This is a genomic window from Paenirhodobacter sp. (assembly GCF_047600745.1).
Lineage (GTDB): Bacteria > Pseudomonadota > Alphaproteobacteria > Rhodobacterales > Rhodobacteraceae > Rhodobacter.
Genome location: NZ_JASGKI010000001.1, coordinates 620,999 through 638,454, shown reverse-complemented (window position 1 = coordinate 638,454; position 17,456 = coordinate 620,999). Strand labels below are relative to the sequence as shown.

19 protein-coding genes and 1 pseudogene are annotated in these 17,456 nt (G+C 69.7%); 12 read left to right on the top strand and 8 right to left on the bottom strand.

Going from position 1 to position 17,456, the window contains the following annotated elements; all coding sequences use genetic code 11:
* Positions 1-49: 49 nt before the first annotated feature.
* Positions 50-484, top strand: coding sequence for a hypothetical protein (locus tag QM789_RS03395; protein WP_420350551.1), 435 nt, complete (start codon positions 50-52; stop codon positions 482-484).
* A 60-nt stretch (positions 485-544) separates the two neighbouring features.
* Complete coding sequence (locus QM789_RS03390) at positions 545-1,138, top strand: DUF6478 family protein (protein ID WP_420350550.1); 594 nt, start codon at positions 545-547, stop codon at positions 1,136-1,138.
* Here QM789_RS03390 and QM789_RS03385 read toward each other — a convergent pair.
* The gene (locus QM789_RS03385; protein ID WP_420350549.1) at positions 1,135-3,120 is read right to left on the bottom strand and encodes an FAD-dependent oxidoreductase; all 1,986 of its coding nucleotides are present in this window, start codon (positions 3,118-3,120) and stop codon (positions 1,135-1,137) included. The two genes, QM789_RS03390 and QM789_RS03385, sit on opposite strands and share 4 nt — an antisense overlap.
* 273 nt (positions 3,121-3,393) lie before the next feature.
* On the opposite strand from QM789_RS03385, the gene QM789_RS03380 reads away from it, so the two are divergent.
* The 5 genes and pseudogenes from QM789_RS03380 (at position 3,394) to QM789_RS03360 (ending at position 7,757) form a co-directional block, all read left to right on the top strand.
* Positions 3,394-4,011 carry a short chain dehydrogenase gene (locus tag QM789_RS03380; protein ID WP_420350548.1) on the top strand — a complete coding sequence of 206 codons (618 nt, stop codon included), beginning with the start codon at positions 3,394-3,396 and terminating at the stop codon, positions 4,009-4,011.
* A gap of 134 nt (positions 4,012-4,145) precedes the next feature.
* The gene (locus tag QM789_RS03375; protein WP_420350547.1) at positions 4,146-5,195 is read left to right on the top strand and encodes a methionine ABC transporter ATP-binding protein; all 1,050 of its coding nucleotides are present in this window, start codon (positions 4,146-4,148) and stop codon (positions 5,193-5,195) included.
* Positions 5,185-5,859 carry a methionine ABC transporter permease gene (locus tag QM789_RS03370; RefSeq protein ID WP_420350546.1) on the top strand — a complete coding sequence of 225 codons (675 nt, stop codon included), beginning with the start codon at positions 5,185-5,187 and terminating at the stop codon, positions 5,857-5,859. Before QM789_RS03375 ends, QM789_RS03370 begins: the two co-directional genes overlap by 11 nt.
* Positions 5,860-5,883: 24 nt before the next feature.
* Positions 5,884-6,661: pseudogene (locus QM789_RS03365) on the top strand (MetQ/NlpA family ABC transporter substrate-binding protein).
* A gap of 64 nt (positions 6,662-6,725) precedes the next feature.
* Entirely contained in the window at positions 6,726-7,757 is a 1,032-nt protein-coding gene (locus QM789_RS03360) for a phosphotransferase (protein WP_420350545.1), read from the top strand.
* A 198-nt stretch (positions 7,758-7,955) separates the two neighbouring features.
* On the opposite strand, the gene QM789_RS03355 is transcribed toward QM789_RS03360, so the two are convergent.
* Positions 7,956-8,114: a hypothetical protein gene (locus QM789_RS03355; RefSeq protein WP_420350544.1), complete on the bottom strand. Its 159-nt coding sequence runs from the start codon at positions 8,112-8,114 to the stop codon at positions 7,956-7,958.
* 261 nt (positions 8,115-8,375) lie between these two features.
* Between QM789_RS03355 and QM789_RS03350 the strand changes: the two genes are divergently transcribed.
* Entirely contained in the window at positions 8,376-9,431 is a 1,056-nt protein-coding gene (locus tag QM789_RS03350; RefSeq protein ID WP_420350543.1) for an AI-2E family transporter, read from the top strand.
* On the opposite strand, the gene QM789_RS03345 is transcribed toward QM789_RS03350, so the two are convergent.
* Positions 9,428-9,853, bottom strand: a complete 426-nt coding sequence (locus QM789_RS03345) for a hypothetical protein (RefSeq protein WP_420350542.1) — start codon at positions 9,851-9,853, stop codon at positions 9,428-9,430. The two genes, QM789_RS03350 and QM789_RS03345, sit on opposite strands and share 4 nt — an antisense overlap.
* Here QM789_RS03345 and QM789_RS03340 point away from each other — a divergent pair.
* Positions 9,852-10,268: a hypothetical protein gene (locus QM789_RS03340; RefSeq protein WP_420350541.1), complete on the top strand. Its 417-nt coding sequence runs from the start codon at positions 9,852-9,854 to the stop codon at positions 10,266-10,268. The genes QM789_RS03345 and QM789_RS03340 overlap by 2 nt on opposite strands.
* Before the next feature lie 24 nt (positions 10,269-10,292).
* On the opposite strand, the gene cobS is transcribed toward QM789_RS03340, so the two are convergent.
* From cobS to cobU, 3 genes are read right to left on the bottom strand one after another with little or no spacing between them, the layout of a single operon-like run.
* On the bottom strand, positions 10,293-10,997 hold the full coding sequence (gene cobS / locus QM789_RS03335) for an adenosylcobinamide-GDP ribazoletransferase (RefSeq protein WP_420350540.1): 705 nt from the start codon (positions 10,995-10,997) through the stop codon (positions 10,293-10,295).
* Positions 10,994-11,992 carry a nicotinate-nucleotide--dimethylbenzimidazole phosphoribosyltransferase gene (cobT, locus tag QM789_RS03330; protein WP_420350539.1) on the bottom strand — a complete coding sequence of 333 codons (999 nt, stop codon included), beginning with the start codon at positions 11,990-11,992 and terminating at the stop codon, positions 10,994-10,996. The genes cobS and cobT overlap by 4 nt, the downstream gene beginning before the upstream one ends.
* A complete protein-coding gene (gene cobU, locus QM789_RS03325; protein ID WP_420350538.1) occupies positions 11,992-12,489 on the bottom strand; it encodes a bifunctional adenosylcobinamide kinase/adenosylcobinamide-phosphate guanylyltransferase in 498 nt (165 codons plus the stop codon). Before cobU ends, cobT begins: the two co-directional genes overlap by 1 nt.
* Before the next feature lie 70 nt (positions 12,490-12,559).
* On the opposite strand from cobU, the gene QM789_RS03320 reads away from it, so the two are divergent.
* On the top strand, positions 12,560-13,120 hold the full coding sequence (locus QM789_RS03320) for a histidine phosphatase family protein (protein ID WP_420350537.1): 561 nt from the start codon (positions 12,560-12,562) through the stop codon (positions 13,118-13,120).
* Positions 13,117-14,028: an adenosylcobinamide-phosphate synthase CbiB gene (cbiB, locus tag QM789_RS03315; protein WP_420350536.1), complete on the top strand. Its 912-nt coding sequence runs from the start codon at positions 13,117-13,119 to the stop codon at positions 14,026-14,028. Before QM789_RS03320 ends, cbiB begins: the two co-directional genes overlap by 4 nt.
* On the opposite strand, the gene QM789_RS03310 is transcribed toward cbiB, so the two are convergent.
* Positions 14,025-15,455 carry a cobyric acid synthase gene (locus QM789_RS03310; protein WP_420350535.1) on the bottom strand — a complete coding sequence of 477 codons (1,431 nt, stop codon included), beginning with the start codon at positions 15,453-15,455 and terminating at the stop codon, positions 14,025-14,027. The two genes, cbiB and QM789_RS03310, sit on opposite strands and share 4 nt — an antisense overlap.
* 67 nt (positions 15,456-15,522) lie before the next feature.
* Between QM789_RS03310 and cobA the strand changes: the two genes are divergently transcribed.
* Positions 15,523-16,239 carry a uroporphyrinogen-III C-methyltransferase gene (gene cobA / locus QM789_RS03305; protein ID WP_420350534.1) on the top strand — a complete coding sequence of 239 codons (717 nt, stop codon included), beginning with the start codon at positions 15,523-15,525 and terminating at the stop codon, positions 16,237-16,239.
* Here the strand turns inward: cobA and pepT are convergent.
* The gene (gene pepT / locus QM789_RS03300; RefSeq protein WP_420350533.1) at positions 16,236-17,453 is read right to left on the bottom strand and encodes a peptidase T; all 1,218 of its coding nucleotides are present in this window, start codon (positions 17,451-17,453) and stop codon (positions 16,236-16,238) included. The genes cobA and pepT overlap by 4 nt on opposite strands.
* Positions 17,454-17,456: the final 3 nt, after the last annotated feature.

Here is a 17,456-nt window from a genome sequence, read left to right as displayed (position 1 = left end):
CTATTGCGTCGATCCCGCGTCGCTGCGCGATCTGCGCGGCGGCAGCTTCGTGCTGTTCGGCAGTTGCGCGGCGATCTCGGGCGATGCCGCCGCCGCCCGGCCCGCCCATCGGGCGATGCTGAGCGCGACCATCGGCCCCGAAACGCCGGGGCCATTGCAACAGACCTTCCCCGGTTTCGAGAAATTCTTCCACTCCCCCGCCGGGCGCGCGGCGCTGGCGCGTTCGGGGATGGCGCAGGATGTGACGATCGAACAGGTGACGCGCCGCGACGGGCTCCTGCTGCTGAAGATCCGCGACCGCTCGCGGCAGAAGGGCACCCCGGTGAGCGAAACCTACTGGCGCGCGATCACCGGGCTGCGGGGCCGGATCACCGCGCTGTCGGTCCTGCCCGCCGCGGGCAGCACGATGGGCGATGCGCAGCAGATCCGCCTGCTGCGCGACTTCGATGCCGCGATCCGCGCCGCCAATCCGGGGCGGCTCTAGCACCGCTTCAAATCCGGGCCGGTTTCTGCTTAGACGGGGCAGGGCATCGGATGGCGGATCATGGCGCAAGGGCAGGGCGGTTTCTGGCGGCGGTGGCGCGGGCGGGCGGAGGCTCCGGCCCCGGCCTTCACGCTTCCGGGGGGCAATCCGCTGGGCTGCGACTGGATCTGGCGGCCGGTGCTGGCGGAGGCGGAGGAATGTGTGGCGCTGCCCTCGGGCACGCCGGTCGCGCCGGGGGTGACGCTGTTTCACGATGCCGCGAGGCCGGGGCTGATCCTGCGCCGGACCGGGGACGGGGTGCTGTGCGAGACGGAGGGGTTCGACGGCAGCTTCGTTTCGCTCTCCATCGACCTGCCGCTTGCGGGGGTGACCGGGCTGAGCCGGACGCATGTCGTCCGGGCGATCGTGCCCGCCGATACCGGCGCGGCGCGGCTGTTTTGCCGGCTGAACCTGCGCCATGGCCCGAATGTCGAGCAGCTTTTGCGCGGCCTGCCGGAGGGCGGCGGGACGGCGGCCTTCGACCTCGCCTATACCCGGATGAACGAGAAGCGGCTGGAGCAGGTCTGGCTCGACGTGATCCTTGAGGCGCCACGGCGGGGGCGGGCGCTCCTGCACGATCTGGTCGTGCTGCGCCACCCCCGCGCCGATATCTAAAGCTCTGCCCCCAGCCGCACGCCCTGGTCGATCGCGCGTTTCGCGTCCAGCTCTCCCGCCACATCGGCGCCGCCGATCACATGGGTTCCGGGCAGATCGCGCAGGCTGACCTGCCCGGCGCAGAGTACGACCGTATCCGCTTCGATCAGGGTGGGGTTTTCGCGCGCGGGGCCGAAGGTGACGTGCAGGCCCTCCGGTGTGATGCGTTCGTAATTCACCCCGCCGAGCATCTTTACCCCCTTCGCCGCCAGTGCCGCGCGGTGGATCCAGCCGGTGGTCTTGCCCAGATGCCGCCCGGGCTTTTCCGGTTTGCGCTGCAACAGCGTCACCTGCCGGGCGGGGGGCTCCGGCTGGGGTTTTGCCAGCCCGCCGGGCGTGCGCGCGGGATCGCCCACGCCCCATTCGCGCGCCCATTCCGCCGGGTGAAGCGTCGGGCTTTCGCTGACCGTCAGGAATTCGGCCACGTCGAAGCCGATACCCCCGGCGCCGACGACGGCCACGCGCGGCCCGGCGATGACGCGCCCGGTGAGGATGTCGATATAGCTCGCGGCCAGATCCTCGCCCGGGATGCCGGGGCTGCGCGGCAGGACGCCGGTTGCCACCACCACCGCGTCGAAGGGGGCGAGCATGTCCGCCGTGGCCTCGGTGTTCAGCCGCAGCGTCACCCCCGTGCGCGTCAGCATCACCGCGAACCAGTCGGTCAGGCCGTGGAATTCCTCCTTGCCGGGGATGCGGCGGGCCATCTTCAACTGGCCGCCGATCTCGGCGCTGCGGTCGAACAGCGTGACGCGATGGCCGCGCCCGGCGGCGGTGATCGCGGCGGCGAGGCCCGCCGGGCCCGCGCCCACCACGGCGATATTCCGCGGCGTGGCCGGGGTGAGGATCAGGTCGGTCTCATGCCCGGCGCGCGGGTTGACCAGACAGGACGACACCTTGCCCGAGAAGGTATGGTCGAGGCAGGCCTGATTGCAGGCGATGCAGGGGGCGATTTCCTCCGCGCGCCCCTCGGCGGCCTTGCGGATGAATTCCGGGTCGGCAAGGAAGGGGCGCGCCATCGACACCATATCCGCCTCGCCCCGGCTCAGGATCTCTTCGGCGACCTCCGGCCGGTTGATCCGGTTCGAGGCGATCACCGGGATCCCGACCTCGGGCCGCAGCCGCGCGGTGAGCCAGGTGAAGGCCGCGCGCGGCACCGATGTGGCGATGGTCGGCACCCGCGCCTCGTGCCAGCCGATGCCGGTGTTGAGCATGCTCGCCCCGGCGGATTCGATGGCCTTCGCCAGCGTCACCACCTCCTCCCAGGTGGACCCCTCGGGCACCAGGTCGATCAGCGAGATCCGGAAGATCACGATGAAATCCGGCCCGACGGCGGCCCGCACCCGGCGCATCACCTCGACCGGCAGGCGCATCCGGTTTTCATAGGGCCCGCCCCAGCGGTCTTCGCGCCGGTTGACGTGGCGGACCAGGAACTGGTTGAGGAAATAGCCCTCCGATCCCATCACCTCCACCCCGTCATAGCCCGCCTCGCGGGCGCGGGCGGCGGCGGTGGCGATGTCGGCGATCTGTTTCTCGATCCCGGCTTCGTCCAGCGCGACGGGGGCAAAGGGCGAGATCGGCGATTTCACCGCCGAAGCCGAGACGCAATCCGCCCCATAGGCATAGCGCCCGGCATGCAGGATCTGCATCACGATCCGCCCGCCCGCATCCTGCACCCGCGCCGTGACCATCCGATGCTGCGCGATGTCTTCGGGCGTGAACAGGCCCGAGGCGCCGGGAAACACGGCCCCCTCCCGGTTCGGCGCCATCCCCCCGGTGACCATCAGCCCGACACCGCCCCGCGCACGCTCGGCATAGAACTCGGCCACCCGGTTCCAGTCGCCGTGCTCCTCCAGATTGGTGTGCATCGAGCCCATCAGAACCCGGTTCGGCAAGACGACATGCCCAAGGTCGAGCGGGCGCAACAGATGTGGATACTGGCTCATGGGTCTCCCTCCATTCGCTGCGGCGACATTGCCCGGGACGGAAGCCGCCGTCATCCGCAACGCTGCGTCACAGCAGAAAGGGAGGCCATTCCATGGCGCGTCGCAGGGCCGGAACTTTGGCCCCGCATCGCCCGCCGCCCCGGAAAACCCGCCCCGGATCGGCGCCCCCGCCGGGCCGGTGTCGCGCCGCGCGCCCCTTGCCTTTCCGGGCGGATTCGCGCTAGGGGAAATCGTCAACACATTGTATCTCAAAGCAATCAAGGGGCGCGTCGCATGAAAATCATCCTTGTCGGCGCAAGCGGCACGATCGGCAAAGCCGTTGCCGCCGAATTGGGCCAACGCCATGAAATCGTCCGCGTCGGTCGCAACAGCGGCGATGTGCGTGCCGATATTTCCGATCCCGATGCGATCCGGCGCCTTTACGCGCAAGTCGGCCCTTTCGATGCTCTGGTCAGCGCGACGGGTTCGGTGCATTTCGGGCCGCTTGAATCCTTCACCGCCGAGCAGTTCGAGGTGGGGCTGCGCGACAAGCTGATGGGGCAAGTCAATCTGGTGATGCTCGGTCTTGCCCACATTCGCGAGGGCGGGTCATTCACCCTCACGACAGGCCTGCTCAGCGAAGCTCCGATCCGTCAGGGTGTTTCCGCGGCTCTGGTCAATGGTGGTCTGGACGGCTTCGTGCGGGGTGCCGCCATCGAGCTGCCACGGGGTATTCGCATCAATGCGGTCAGCCCGACCGTCATCGAGGAGGCATTGCCGAGCTATGGGCCTTTCTTCCGTGGGATCAAGCCTGTCCCCGCCAGTGAGGCGGCTTTGGGCTACGCGAGAAGCGTGGAGGGCGCGCAGACCGGGCGCATCTATCGGATTGGCTGGTCGCGGGATACTTGGTAAAGAGCACGGCGCGGTGTGGATTCGGCCCAGTCAGCCCGGTGGTCTTTCAAAGGTGCCAAGCATCGCGCGCAGCGCCGCCTGCGCGGAAAACACTGCGCCGGGCGGCAGGCCAGAACCTTGACCGGAGAGTCAGCATGACCTCAGACGGCAGCGGTGCCGCGATCCTCTTCGACCATGTGGGCAAGTCCTTCGCACAGAAGGGCGGGCAGGTCATGGCGCTTGACGATGTTTCGCTGGTGGTGGAGCCGGGCACGGTGACCGGCATCATCGGGCGGTCCGGCGCGGGGAAATCCACGCTTTTGCGGATGGTGAACGGGCTCGAACGTCCGACCTCGGGCCGGGTGCTGGTCGGCGGGCGCGACGTGGGGGCGGCCCATGGCGCCGCACTGCGCGAAATCCGCCGCGACGTCGGCATGATCTTCCAGCATTTCAACCTGTTGTCCTCGCGCACCGTCTACGAAAACGTCGCCCTGCCGCTGGAAATCGCGGGGATCGCGCCGATCCGCCCCCGGGTGGAGGAACTGATCGAGCGGGTGGGCCTCACCGATCTGCGCGACCGCTATCCGGCGGAGCTTTCGGGCGGACAGAAGCAGCGGGTGGGGATTGCCCGCGCGCTGGCGACGCAGCCGAAGGTGCTCCTGTCGGACGAGGCGACCTCCGCGCTCGACCCGGAGACCACGCAGACGGTGCTGGCGCTTCTGGCCGAGATCAACCGCGATCTGGGCCTGACGATCCTGCTCATCACCCATGAAATGGCGGTGGTGCGGGATATTGCCTCGCATGTCGCGGTCATCGACGGCGGGCGGATCGTCGAATCCGGGCCGACCTATGACGTCTTCACCCATCCGCAGCATCCGACGACGCGCAGCTTCCTTGGCGGTGTCACCGGGCTGACGCTGCCCGCCTTCATCGCCGGGCGGCTGCAACAGGAATGCCCCGAGGTCGAGGCGCAGGAGGTGATCCGCGTCACCTTCGCGGGTGCCCATGCGACGGATCCGATGCTGTCGATGCTGACCTCCGAACTGGGAGTTCCGGTGAATATCCTGGCCGGCGCGATCGAGGAAATCGGCGCGCATCCCTTCGGCAACCTGCTGATCGCCGTGGATGCCGCGCAGGGCGAGGCCGCGCGCGACTATCTGGAACGCCACGGCCTGCTGACGGAGGTGCTGGGCTATGTCGAGTAACCTGATCAACCTGCTGATCTCGTCGACCGGGCAGACGCTTTACATGGTGGCGATCTCGGCGGTGCTGGGCACGGTGCTGGGGCTGCCGCTGGGCGTGTTCCTCGCCACCTCGCAGCGCGGCGAACTGCTCTCGATGCCTTGGGTGAACAAGGTGCTGGGGCTGGTGGTCAATGCCACGCGCTCGGTGCCGTTCATCATCCTCGTCGTCGCGATCATCCCCTTTACGCGGGCCATTGCGGGCACGTCGATCGGCACCACGGCGGCGATCGTGCCGCTGACCATCGCCGCCGTGCCCTTCATCGCGCGGCTGGTCGAAAACGCGATCCGCGAGGTCGATGCCGGTCTGATCGAGGCCGCCCGCGCGATGGGCGCGACACCCTTGCAGATCATCCGCAAGGTTCTGGTGCCCGAGGCGCTTCCCGGCATCACACTCGGCCTCACCCTCGCCGTGGTCAGCCTGATCGGCTATTCCGCCATGGTCGGCGCGGTGGGCGGCGAGGGGCTGGGCGACCTTGGCATCCGTTACGGCTATCAGCGTTTCATGCCCGAGGTGATGCTGGCCGTCGTCGTCATTCTCATTGTCCTCGTCCAGCTCGTGCAATCCATCGGCGAATGGATCGCCGCCCGGGTCGACAAACGCGCGCCGCGCAATCGCGGTCACTGACATCACCGGCAAAGGAGTATCTTCATGCTGCGTCTCACCACCCTCGTTTCCGCGCTGGCCCTGATGGCGGGCATGGCGATGGCCGAAGACATCAAGGTCGGCGTTTCGCCGGGCGAACATGCCGAAATCATGGAAGAAGTCGCCAAGGTCGCGGCGCCGAAGGGGCTCAACATCAAGGTCGTCGAATTCTCGGATTACGTCGTGCCGAACCAGGCGCTGGCCGATGGCGACATCCAGGCGAATTCGTTCCAGCACGGGCCCTATCTGGAAAACCAGATGAAGGACCGGGGCTTTGACCTGACGGTCATCGGCACCACGATCACCACGCCGATGGGGGTCTATTCGCATCACCTCAAGGCGCTGGCGGACCTGAAGGACGGCGCGACCGTCGGCATTCCGAACGATCCGACGAATGGCGGGCGCGCGCTTCTGGTGCTGCAACAGCTGGGCGTGATCAAGGTGGCGCCGGAGGCCGGGCTGAAGCCGACGGTTCTCGATGTGGTCGAAAACCCGAAGAAGCTGAAGTTCCAGGAACTGGACGCCGCGCAGCTTCCGCGTTCGCTCGCCGATCTGGATGCCGCGCTGATCAACACGAACTATGCCACCGCCTCGGGCCTGAACCCGAAGACCGATGCGATCGCGGTGGAAAGCGCCGACAACCCCTATGTCAACGTGCTGGTGGTGAAGAACGGCGATCAGGACAAGCCCTGGGCCAAGGAACTGGTCGAGAAGCTATCATTCGCCCGAGGTGAAGAAATTCATCGAGGAGAAATATCACGGCACCGTCCTGACCTCGTGGTAAGGTTTGACGGCCCCGCCGTGGGGCGCTAGCACTTTCCGGGCCGGATCATCGGCCCGGAGACAGCATGAGCGATCCACTCGACAGCCCGCCCCCCGCCGTCAGCCCCGCCGAGGCCGAGGCGCTGGTGCGTGCGCTTTGGGGGATCGCGGCGCGGGCACAGCCCATCGCCTGCGAGCGCGACGCGAATTTCCGGCTCGATTCCGGCCATGTGCTGAAGCTGTCGAACCCCGCCGAGCCGCCGCAGGACACGAATTTCCAGACCGAAGCCCTGCTCTGGGTCGCCGCGCGCGATCCCGGCCTGCCGCTGCCGCGGGTGGTGGTGGCGCGCGACGGGCGGCATGAAGTGCCGGTACCCTTGCGCGATGGCCGGGTCTCGGTCGCGCGGCTGCTGACCTGGGTCGAGGGGGTGCCGCTCGCGCGCGTGCCCTTCGCGCCGGGGATGGAGGCCGGGATCGGCCGGATGCTCGCCCGGCTGACGCGGGCGCTGGCGGGCTATGCGCATCCGGCGGCGGGGCATTATCTGCAATGGGACATCCGCCACACCCCCGGCCTGCGCCCGATGCTGGTGCCCGGGCAGGAGGATCTGGCCGCTGAGATCGCCGGTTTCGAGGCCCGCGTTACCCCCGTCCTGCCGCGCCTGCGCGCGCAGGTGGTGCATAACGACATGAACCACCACAACATTCTGGTGGACCCGCAGGACTCCGCGCGGATCGCGGGGGTGATTGATCTGGGCGATATGGTCCACACGCCGCTGATCTGCGATGTGGCGGTGGCGGCGGCCTATCTGGTGGCCGATGAGCCCGATCCGGTGGCGCGGGTGGGGCGGATGCTGGCGGCCTATCACGCCGTCCTGCCGCTGCGGCCTGAGGAAGTGGCGCTGTTGCGCGACCTGATCGTGGCGCGGCTGGTGACTTCGGTGGTGATTTCGGAATCGCGGGCGCGGATGTATCCGGAGAACGCGGCCTATATCCTGCGCAACACCCCCGGCGTGCGGGCGGCGCTCGCGCGGTTCGCGCCGCTGCCGCGCGCCGAGGTCGGCGCACGACTCCGCGCCGCGCTCAGCCCGACAGCCCCTAGCGGAAGCGCGGGAGCGTAACCGCGAAGGCCACCACCGCCAGCCCATTGGCGAGGCTGTTATTCATTTCGTCTCCCGCCGCCACGATCATGGACCGAGGGCACCATGGCATGGGTGTTCTTGAGCGCCGGATAACAGGAAGCCGTTCCGGACGGTGAGCGAACTGGCCGGTGGCATGGCCCCGCGTGGTTTCCGCCCGGACCAGATTGCGGCCTGCGCCTACCAGCGCGGGGATTTCCCCCCCCCATCGGACCCGATCCGCCCGCCGGAATCCGCCCCATCTGGCGCGGTGACAGTGCCGTAGCGGTGGCACACCCCGGTCAGATCCAACAGCGTCCCGATCGGTGTGCCCGCCGCCAGAAGCTGCGCCTGCACCATTGAGCCGCTCTGGCCTTCACCGACCGGAACCGCCGCGATCCGGCTGCGGCCCCGCGGTCATCGAACCGCGTGAAGCGGTCTGGCCTCCGCCGACCGGAACCGCATTCGGCTGCGCGATGCCGGTCTTCGCCCTCGCCCCCTTCATGCGCGCTTCGCGACAAACCGGCAGGGGGGAGCGAAACCTGCGGGCCATCAACGGGATGTCCTGTCGCGGCAGGGGTTCGTGCGCTATGCTGAACAGGATATGACGGCGGAGCAGAGATGGCGAACCCCTCGGAACAGACGAACAGCTTCACGGTGCTGATCTGGGTGGTCAGCCTGGCGATGATCTGGCTGGTGCTGCCCTATTACGGGGCGGTCCTGTGGGCGGTGATCCTGGCGATCCTGTTCCTGCCGATGCAGACGCGGCTGACGGCGCTGTTCGGCGGGCGCCGGTCGCTGGCGGCGGTGGCGACGGTGCTGGCCTGCATCTGCATCGTGGTGATACCGGGCACCTTGCTGCTGAGCGCGATGGCGCGGCAGGCGAGCGAGCTTTATGCCTCGCTCGGGCGGCGCGAGTTCGACCCGGCCGGGATGCTGGAACAGGTCCGCGCCGCGCTGCCCTATCGGGTGCAGGATGTCCTTGCGCAGCTCAATCTGGCGGAGTTCTCGGACATTCAGGCGAAGGTCACCGGCTTTCTCGAAAGCACGATGCAGGTGGTGGCGAAGCGGGTGTTCTTCATCGGGCAGGGCACGGCGCAGTTCTTCATCGGCGTCGGCGTGATGCTGTATCTGCTGTTCTTCCTGTTCCGCGACGGGCCGCGGATCGCGGGCACCATCCGCCGCGCGAGCCCGCTGTCGGACCCCCATACCGACCGGTTGCTGACGGCCTTCGTGTCGGTGGTGAAGGCGACGGTGAAGGGCAATCTGATCATCGCGCTGGTGCAGGGGGCGATCGGCGGCATGGCGTTCTGGCTGCTCGGCATCCGCGCGGCGCTGCTGTGGGGGGTGGTGATGACGGTGCTGTCGCTGATCCCGGCGGTGGGGGCGGGGCTGGTCTGGGCGCCGGTCGCGGTCTATCTGCTGATCGCGGGGGACTGGTTTCAGGGCATCGTGCTGATGCTGGTGGGCGTCTTCGTCATCAGCCTGATCGACAACCTGCTGCGGCCCTCGCTGGTGGGGAAGGACACGCGCCTGCCCGATTACGTCATCCTGATCTCGACGCTGGGCGGGCTGGCGGTGCTGGGGATCAATGGATTCGTGCTCGGCCCGCTGGTCGCGGCGCTGTTCTTCGCGGTCTGGTCGCTCAGGATCCAGGACCGCGAAAACGGCAACTAGGATTTGCGCCGGAGGAACCGCCGCAACAGGCCAACGAGGTTGATCCCGGTCAGAATGTTGCCGGTGAACAGCTCGGCCCGCGCGCCGATGCCGCGCGCGGCGACCATCGCCTTGAGCCGCGCCTCTTCCTCCATTGCGCCGAGCGCGTCGAGTTCGGGCGAGGCGGGTTCGCGCAGCGCGATGGCGGCCAGGATCAGCGCGACGACCAGATAGCCGCCCCCCACCGCCGCCGTGGCGCCCAGATCGCCCAGCCGGGGCAGCAGCGCCAGATAGGCCGCGCGCGTGCCGAACCCCACCGCCACGATCAGCGCCAGCCCCGCGAACAGCCCCGCCACCGCGCGCCGCAGCGCCAGCCGCAACAGAACCCTGCGCCGCAACAGCGCGATGCGCGCATAGATCCGCGCCGATTCGACCGTCGTCATGCCATCCTCCGATCAGCGCAGCCTGCGCCCGAGCGACAGGCCGAGCATCAGCCCGACACCAAGCGCCGAGAAGCGCCGTCAGCGTCGGATATCTCCCGGGCACACGTTCCAGATCCTCGCCCACCTGCGCCAGCGTCGCCGAAACCGATTGCCGCAGCGAGGCGATGTTATCGGCGGAGGCGGCTTCGGACAGGGCTTCCTTCGCCGCACGGACCCGCTTTTCGACCTGATCGAGCCCCTCTGTCACCGTTTCGGCGCCCTTGCGGAGGTGATCGGCGATCTTCTCTTCCGCATCGGGCCGGTCCAGTTCGCCGCGCAGTTGCTTGATTTCTTCCTTCAAACCCATCGGTTCTCTCCTGCGGTCGGGCCCTGGCATGAAGCGCCGGAATGGCGCGCCGGGCAAGTCCCTTTGTGAACGCGGCTCCGGCGCGCCGGTTCCTCAGATCAGGGCGATGAGCAGGGCGATTTCGGCCAGTTGCTGCCCCGCGCCCAGCACATCGCCGGTCTGCCCGCCGATTTTGCGCCGCGCGATCAGCGCGAGCGCGATCACCACTGCCGCCGCCACGGCAACGGCCGGAACCTGCCCGCACAGGATCAGCGGACCAAGCCCGATCAGGGCGGCCAGCGCCAGCGGCCCCGCCGTGACCGCCCGCGCCGCATGGCCCATGCCGTCGCTCCGCGCAGGCGGCAGCGTGGCCATCAGCGCGACCGGCGCCACCCGGCTCGCCACCGCCGCGAGGATCAGCGCGACCGGACCCGCCAGCGCCATCGCCTGCCAGCGCAGCCCCGCCGCCACGATCAGCGCGAGCGTGCCATAGGAGCCGATCCGCGAATCGCGCATGATCTCAAGCCGCCGGTCGCGCGTGCGCCCGCCCCAGAAGCCATCGGCGACATCGGCGAGCCCGTCTTCGTGCAGCGCGCCCGTCACCGCCATCTGTGCCGCGAGCGCCAGCCCCGCCGCGAGCATCACCGGCAGGCCGGAGGCCAGCACGGCGGCGCCAAGGAGCCCCGGCACCAGCCCCGCCAGCGGAAAGGCCCAGGCCGCCGCCGCGATGGCCGGCGCGGGCTCCGGCAGCCGCCCGGCGGGGGCCCGTGTCAGCAGCATCACCGCCAGTTGCAGTTCGGCCAGCCGGGCGCGGATCATGCCGCGCTGACCCCGGCCTCGCCGAAGGTCGCCATGCCGTTGTGGCATTCGAGCGCCGCGCGCAGGATGCCGAGCGCCAGCGCCGCCCCGGAGCCTTCGCCCAGCCGCATCTCGAAATCCAGAACGGCGGTTTTGTCGAGCGCGGCCAGTAGTTTGCGGTGCCCCGGTTCGGCGGAGACATGGCCGACGAGGCAATGGTCCAGCAACCCCGGATCGGCGGCATGGAGCGGCGCGGCGGCGGCGGTGCAGATGAAACCGTCGAGGATCACCGGGATCCGGTGGCGGCGCGCCGCCAGAACCGCGCCGCAGATCGCCGCCTGTTCCCGCCCGCCGAGCGCCGCCAGAACCTGCATCGGCGCGAGCCCCCGGTGCCGCGCCAGCCCCGCCTCGATCGCCGCGATCTTGCGCCGCAGCCCCGCCGGATCCGAACCGGTCCCCGGCCCGACCCAATCCGCCACCGCGCCGCCGAACAGCGCGGCGGCCAGCGCGGCGGCGATGGTGGAATTGCCGATCCCCATTTCGCCCAGCACCAGCACATCGGCCCCCGGGTCCACCGCCGCCGCGCCCCGGTTCAGCGCGGCGAGCGTTTCGGCCCCGGTCATCGCGGGGCCTTGGGTGAAATCGGCGGTGGGATGGTCAAGGTCCAGCGCCACCACCGACAGATCCGCGCCATTCACCCGGCACAACTGGTTGATCGAGGCGCCGCCCGCCTCGAAATTCGCCACCATCTGCGCGGTCACCGCCTGCGGATAGGGGTTCACGCCCTGCGCGCAGATGCCGTGGTTTCCGGCGAAGACCACCGCCTGCGCCCGGTTGATCCGGGGCCGCGCCGTGCCGCGCCAGGCGGCCATGAACAGTGCCAGTTCCTCAAGCCGACCGAGAGACCCCGGCGGCTTCGTCAGGCTGTTCTGCCGCGCCAGCGCCGCCGCGCGCGCGGCCTCATCCGGGTGCGTGTCCGCCCGCGCGGCGATGTCCTCAAGCGATTGGAATTCCATCATTTCACCTTCATCGGCAGGCCCGCGACGGCCAGGATCACCTCATCCGCCGCCGCCGCCACCCATTGGTTCAGAAGCCCCGCCGCATCGCGGAATTCGCGGGCGAGGCGGTTGTCCGGCACGATGCCGAGGCCGACTTCGTTCGTCACCAGTACCACCGGCGCGGCCTGTGCGCGCAGGGTCTCGACCAGCCGTTCGCCTTCGCTGCGCCAGTCGCGTTCCCCAAGCATCAGGTTCGTCAGCCACAGCGTCAGGCAATCGATCAGCCGGGGCAGGCCATCCGTCGCCATCAGCGCCCCGCACAGGTCCAGCGGCTCCTGATGCGTCACCCATTCCGCGCCGCGCCGCGCCTGATGGGTGGCGATGCGGGCCTCCATCTCGCTGTCGAACGCCTGCGCCGTGGCGATGTAGACGGCCCGCGGGCCAAAGCCCAGGGCGCGGCCTTCGGCGATCGCGCTTTTGCCCGAGCGCGCCCCACCGGTGACGAGGACGATCATTCTTCGCGGCCCCCCTTGTTCCCTGCGCGATGACAAAGCAGAAACGGCACGCGGGATAAAGGAGAAATCCATGGCGCAAGAGCATGCCGGGGCCGAGATCGTGCTGATCCGCCATGCCCCCGCGCTGGATGGCGGGCGGATGGCGGGGCGGCGCGATGTGCCCTGCGCGCCGGTCGGCCCGGGGGTTGCGGCGGATCTGCGGGCGGCGGTGGGGGCGGCGCGGGTGATCGCCTCGCCCGCGCGGCGCTGCGTCGCCACCGCCGAGGCGCTGTTCGGCCTTTGCGAAACCGACCCGCGCCTGTGGGAGCAGGATTTCGGCCAGTGGGAGGGAATGGCCTATGCCGACCTTCCCGACCTTGGCCCGCTGCCGCCCGAGGCGCTGGCCGCGCATTGCCCGCCGCAGGGCGAGAGTTTCGCCGCGCTGTGCGACCGGGTGGCGTCCGCCTTTGCCGAATGGTCAGGGCGGGTCGCGGTGGTGGCTCATGCGGGCACGGTGCGCGCGGCGCTGGCGCTTGCGACCGGGTCGGTGGCGGGCGCGCTGGCGTTTCAGGTGGCGCCCCTGTCGCTCACCCGGGTGCTGCGCGCGCCCGGTGGCTGGGCCGTGGTCGAAGTGAACCGGAGGTTCGGATGAGCTTTGCCGCGATGATGCTGATCGCGATGGCGGTGGATGTGGCCTTCGGCTGGCCCGGCTGGCTATATGCGCGGATCGGCCATCCGGTGACCTGGCTCGGGCGGCTGATTGCGGCGCTGGAGCGGCGGTTGAACGATCGTCGCCGGATGCCGGGGGTGGTGGTGGCGCTGGTGGTGATCGGGCTGGCCGGAGCGATCGGCTGGGCGGTGCAGGCGGCGCTGCCTGCGGGCTGGCCGGGGGTGGTGATCGGCGGCGTGCTGGCCTGGCCGCTGGTTGCGGTGCGCTCGATGCACGATCACGTTGCCGCCGTGGCGCGGCCCCTGGCGGCGGGGGATCTGCCCGGCGCGCGGCAGGCGGTGGCGATGATCGTCGGGCGCGATCCGAACGCGCTCGATGCGCCCGGTGTGGCGCGGGCGGCGCTCGAAAGCCTTGCCGAGAATACCTCCGACGGGATCGTCGCGCCGATCTTCTGGGGCGCGGTTCTGGGCCTGCCGGGGATCGCGGCCTACAAGGCGGTCAATACGCTCGATTCGATGATCGGCCACCGGAACGAGCGCTACGAGATGTTTGGCTGGGCCTCGGCGCGGATCGACGATGGGGTGAACCTGATCCCGGCGCGGCTGACGGGGTTGATTTTTGCGCTGGTCTCGCCGCGGCCCCGGGCGGCGCTGCGCTGCATGGCGCGCGACGCCCGGCATCACCGTTCGCCCAACGCGGGCTGGCCCGAGGCCGCGATGGCCGGGGGCCTTGGCGTCCGCGTCTCCGGCCCGCGGATCTATGGCGACCGGGTGGCGCAGGAGCCCTATGTCAACGCCGGGTGCCCCGATCCGGGGGCGGCGGATATTGTCCGGGGGCTGGCGCTCTATCGCCGGGCGATGGTTGCGGTTGCGGTGATCTTGCTGCTTTAGCGCGCGAGGGCGAGGAGCTCCGCCACATCCAGATGCGCCTCGACATGATCGGCCAGCGCATCGAGCGTGGCCTCCACCACCGCGTCATGCGACAGGCCGGACACCCGCACCCCCAGCCGCGCGAGCCACGCCGCCCGGAACGCATCGCCCGAGAACATGCCGTGCAGGTAGCTGCCCTCCACCCCCGGCGCGGTGGCGCCTTCGGGTGCGTCCCCGATCCGGGCAAAGGGGCGGGCGCGGTCCGGGCCTTCGGTGCGGCCGATGTGGATTTCATACCCCGCGATCGGCTCGCCCGTCGCCACATGCACCGCCCGCGTGCGGGTCAGGCGCTTGTCGGGGGTCATCGTGGTCGTCACGTCCAGAAGGCCAAGGCCCGGCGTCTCGCCCGGCGGGCCCTCGATCCCCTCCGGGTCCGCCACGGTGCGCCCCAGCATCTGATAGCCGCCGCAGATGCCCAGCACATGCCCGCCGCGCCGGTGATGCGCGGCGATGTCGATGTCCCAGCCCTGCGCGCGCAGAAAGGCCAGATCGCCCCGCGTCGATTTCGTCCCGGGCAGGATCACCGCGCGGCACTCCGGGATCGGCTGACCGGGGCGGACCATGACCAGCTCCACCCCCGGCTCCGCCGCCAGCGGATCGAGGTCATCGAAATTGGCGATCCGCGACAGCACCGGCACCGCGATCCGCACGCCGCCCGTGGGGCCGGAGCGCAGATCGAGCGCATCCTCGGCGGGCAGCAGATGCGCCTGCGGAAACCACGGCAGCACCCCGAAACCGCGCCAGCCGGTGCGCTCGGCAATCCAGCGATAGCCATCCTCGAACAGGCGCGGATCGCCGCGGAACTTGTTGATCAGGAAGCCCGCGACCATCGCCGCATCCTCCGGGTCGATCACCGCCTGCGTGCCGACGATCTGCGCGATGACGCCGCCCCGGTCGATGTCGCCCGCCAGAACCACCGGCACGCCCGCCGCCCGCGCGAAGCCCATATTGGCGATGTCGCCCGCGCGCAGGTTGACCTCGGCGGGGGAGCCCGCGCCCTCGACGATCACCAGATGCCCGGCGCTGAGCCGGTGGAAACTCTCCAGCACCGCGCCCATCAGCCGGGGTTTCAGCGCGGCATAATCGGCGGCCCGCGTCGTGGTCAGCCGCCGGCCCTGCACCACCACCTGCGCCCCGGTTTCGGATTCGGGCTTCAGCAGGATGGGGTTCATGTCCACGACCGGTTCCAGCCCGCAGGCCCGCGCCTGCAACGCCTGCGCGCGGCCGATCTCGCCGCCGTCGGCGGTGACGGCGGCATTGTTCGACATGTTCTGCGGCTTGAACGGCGCCACCTTCAGCCCGCGCCGCAGCGCCGCGCGGCACAGCCCCGCCACCAGCATCGACTTGCCGACATTCGAGCCGGTTCCCTGGATCATGAGCGCGGGCATCGGGCCTCCTTTGCGCCGTGATAGCCTGTGGATTGCCAAGGGGGAAGCGCCGCGCTAGGGCTGGCGCATGGCGGGTTTCATTTCCTTCGTTTCCGCGGGTCCGGGCGACCCCGATCTGCTGACGCTCAAGGCCGTGGACCGGCTGCGGCGGGCGGATGTCGTGCTGTTCGACGATCTGGCCTCGGGGCCGGTGCTGGGCCATGCCGGGCCGGGGGCGGAGCTGATCGCGGTGGGCAAGCGCGCGGGGCGGCCTTCGGCAAAGCAGGATCATGTCAACGCGCTTCTGGTCGAACACGGGCTGGCGGGGCGGCGGGTGGTGCGGCTCAAATCCGGCGATGCGGGGATTTTCGGGCGGCTGGAGGAGGAGCTTGAGGCGGTCAATGCGGCGGGCCTTGGGCATGAGATCATCCCGGGCGTGACCTCGGCCAGCGCGGCGGCTGCGGCGGCGGAGATCCCGCTGACCCGGCGGATGACCGCGCGGCGGGTGCAGTTCGTGACCGGCGCGGATGTGACGGGCGGGCTGCCCGGCGATGTGAACTGGGCGGCGCTTGCGGATCCGGCGGCGACGACCGTGGTGTTCATGGGGCAGCGGACCTTCGCGCGGCTGGCCGAGGGGCTGCTGTCGCATGGCCTGCCCGGCGATACGCCCGCGCTGCTCGCGACGGCGGTGGGGCATCCGGAACAGGCGCTGTTGCGCAGCACGGTGGCGGGGTTGGCGCAGCGGCTGGCGGGGACCGCGCCGGAACACCCGGCGCTGATCCTTTATGGTCCGCTGGCGGATTAGGTGGCTGCCAGCCCGACCAGCCGGATACAGACCCGCGTCGCCGCCGCCATATCCTGCACCGAAACCCATTCCAGCGGGCCGTGAATGTCCTGCATGCCGGTGAAGACATTGGGGCAGGGCACGCCCATCTCTGTCAGCCGCGAGCCATCGGTGCCGCCCCGGATTGGGTTCGACACCGGTTCGATCCCTTCGGCCCGGCAGGCGGCATGGGCGAGCGTCACCGGCGTCATGTCCTTTTCCAGCCAGTAGCGCATGTTGCGATATTGTGGCCGGATTTCGCAGGTGATCGTGGCGCGCGGTTCGGTCGCCGCCACGGCGGCACAGACCTGTTGCAGCATCGCCCCGCGCGCGGCCAGCCCGTCGAGTTCGAAATCGCGCAGGATCACCGACATTTCCGCCACCGCCGCCGTGCCGGTCAGCGCATGGATATGCCAGAAGCCCTCGCGGCCATCGGTGACTTCGGGCGTTTCGGTCGCCTGCGGCAGGGTGGCGATGATCTTCGCCGCCAGATGCAGCGCGTTGACCATCTTGCCCTTCGCCGTGCCGGTATGGGTCGAGACCCCTTCGATCCGGATCTTCGCCCCATCGGCGGAGAAGGTCTCGTGCTCGACCTCGCCCACCGCGCCGCCGTCGAAGGTATAGGCGAAATCGACGCCCAGATCGGCGGGCAGGCGCGGATCGACGCCCCGGCCGATTTCCTCGTCCGGGGTAAAGGCCACGCGCAGCTTCGGCCGGGGGGCACCGGTGGCGATGATTTCGCGCACGGCGGTCAGGATGATCGCCACCCCCGCCTTGTCATCCGCGCCCAGAAGCGTGGTGCCGGAGGCGGTAACGATGTCATGCCCGACCTTCGTCGCCAGATAGGGCGAATGTTCGGGCGTCAGCATCAGCGCGCTGTCCGGATAGGTGATCGCCCCGCCGTTGTAGCCCCGGATCACGCGCGGCTTTACCCCGGTGGCGTTGAAGGCCGGCGCCGTGTCCATATGCGCGCAAAGCCCGATCACCGGCCCGGGCGCCGTCCCCGGCACCGTCGCCAGAACCGCGCCGTAATCGGTGATCGTCACCTCCTCGGCCCCCGCCGCGCGCAGGTCTTCGGCCAGCATCCGGGCCAGGTTCAATTGGATCGCCGTGCTGGGTCGGCTCGCCGATCCCTCGTCGCTTTGCGTGTCCACGGCGCAATAGCGCATCAGCCGGTCTTCGAGTTCGCGTTCCATCGG

Coding starts and splice junctions, on each gene's coding strand:
- QM789_RS03320 (WP_420350537.1), top strand. CDS start 12,560: ATGGCGCAAGAGCATGCCGGGGCCGAGATCGTGCTGATCCGCCATGCC.
- QM789_RS03370 (WP_420350546.1), top strand. CDS start 5,185: ATGTCGAGTAACCTGATCAACCTGCTGATCTCGTCGACCGGGCAGACG.
- QM789_RS03350 (WP_420350543.1), top strand. CDS start 8,376: ATGGCGAACCCCTCGGAACAGACGAACAGCTTCACGGTGCTGATCTGG.
- cobU (WP_420350538.1), bottom strand. CDS start 12,489: ATGATCGTCCTCGTCACCGGTGGGGCGCGCTCGGGCAAAAGCGCGATC.
- pepT (WP_420350533.1), bottom strand. CDS start 17,453: ATGGAACGCGAACTCGAAGACCGGCTGATGCGCTATTGCGCCGTGGAC.
- QM789_RS03345 (WP_420350542.1), bottom strand. CDS start 9,853: ATGACGACGGTCGAATCGGCGCGGATCTATGCGCGCATCGCGCTGTTG.
- cobS (WP_420350540.1), bottom strand. CDS start 10,997: ATGATCCGCGCCCGGCTGGCCGAACTGCAACTGGCGGTGATGCTGCTG.
- QM789_RS03340 (WP_420350541.1), top strand. CDS start 9,852: ATGCCATCCTCCGATCAGCGCAGCCTGCGCCCGAGCGACAGGCCGAGC.
- QM789_RS03375 (WP_420350547.1), top strand. CDS start 4,146: ATGACCTCAGACGGCAGCGGTGCCGCGATCCTCTTCGACCATGTGGGC.
- QM789_RS03360 (WP_420350545.1), top strand. CDS start 6,726: ATGAGCGATCCACTCGACAGCCCGCCCCCCGCCGTCAGCCCCGCCGAG.
- cobT (WP_420350539.1), bottom strand. CDS start 11,992: ATGGAATTCCAATCGCTTGAGGACATCGCCGCGCGGGCGGACACGCAC.
- QM789_RS03385 (WP_420350549.1), bottom strand. CDS start 3,120: ATGAGCCAGTATCCACATCTGTTGCGCCCGCTCGACCTTGGGCATGTC.
- QM789_RS03380 (WP_420350548.1), top strand. CDS start 3,394: ATGAAAATCATCCTTGTCGGCGCAAGCGGCACGATCGGCAAAGCCGTT.
- QM789_RS03390 (WP_420350550.1), top strand. CDS start 545: ATGGCGCAAGGGCAGGGCGGTTTCTGGCGGCGGTGGCGCGGGCGGGCG.
- cbiB (WP_420350536.1), top strand. CDS start 13,117: ATGAGCTTTGCCGCGATGATGCTGATCGCGATGGCGGTGGATGTGGCC.
- QM789_RS03355 (WP_420350544.1), bottom strand. CDS start 8,114: ATGGTGCAGGCGCAGCTTCTGGCGGCGGGCACACCGATCGGGACGCTG.
- cobA (WP_420350534.1), top strand. CDS start 15,523: ATGGCGGGTTTCATTTCCTTCGTTTCCGCGGGTCCGGGCGACCCCGAT.
- QM789_RS03310 (WP_420350535.1), bottom strand. CDS start 15,455: ATGCCCGCGCTCATGATCCAGGGAACCGGCTCGAATGTCGGCAAGTCG.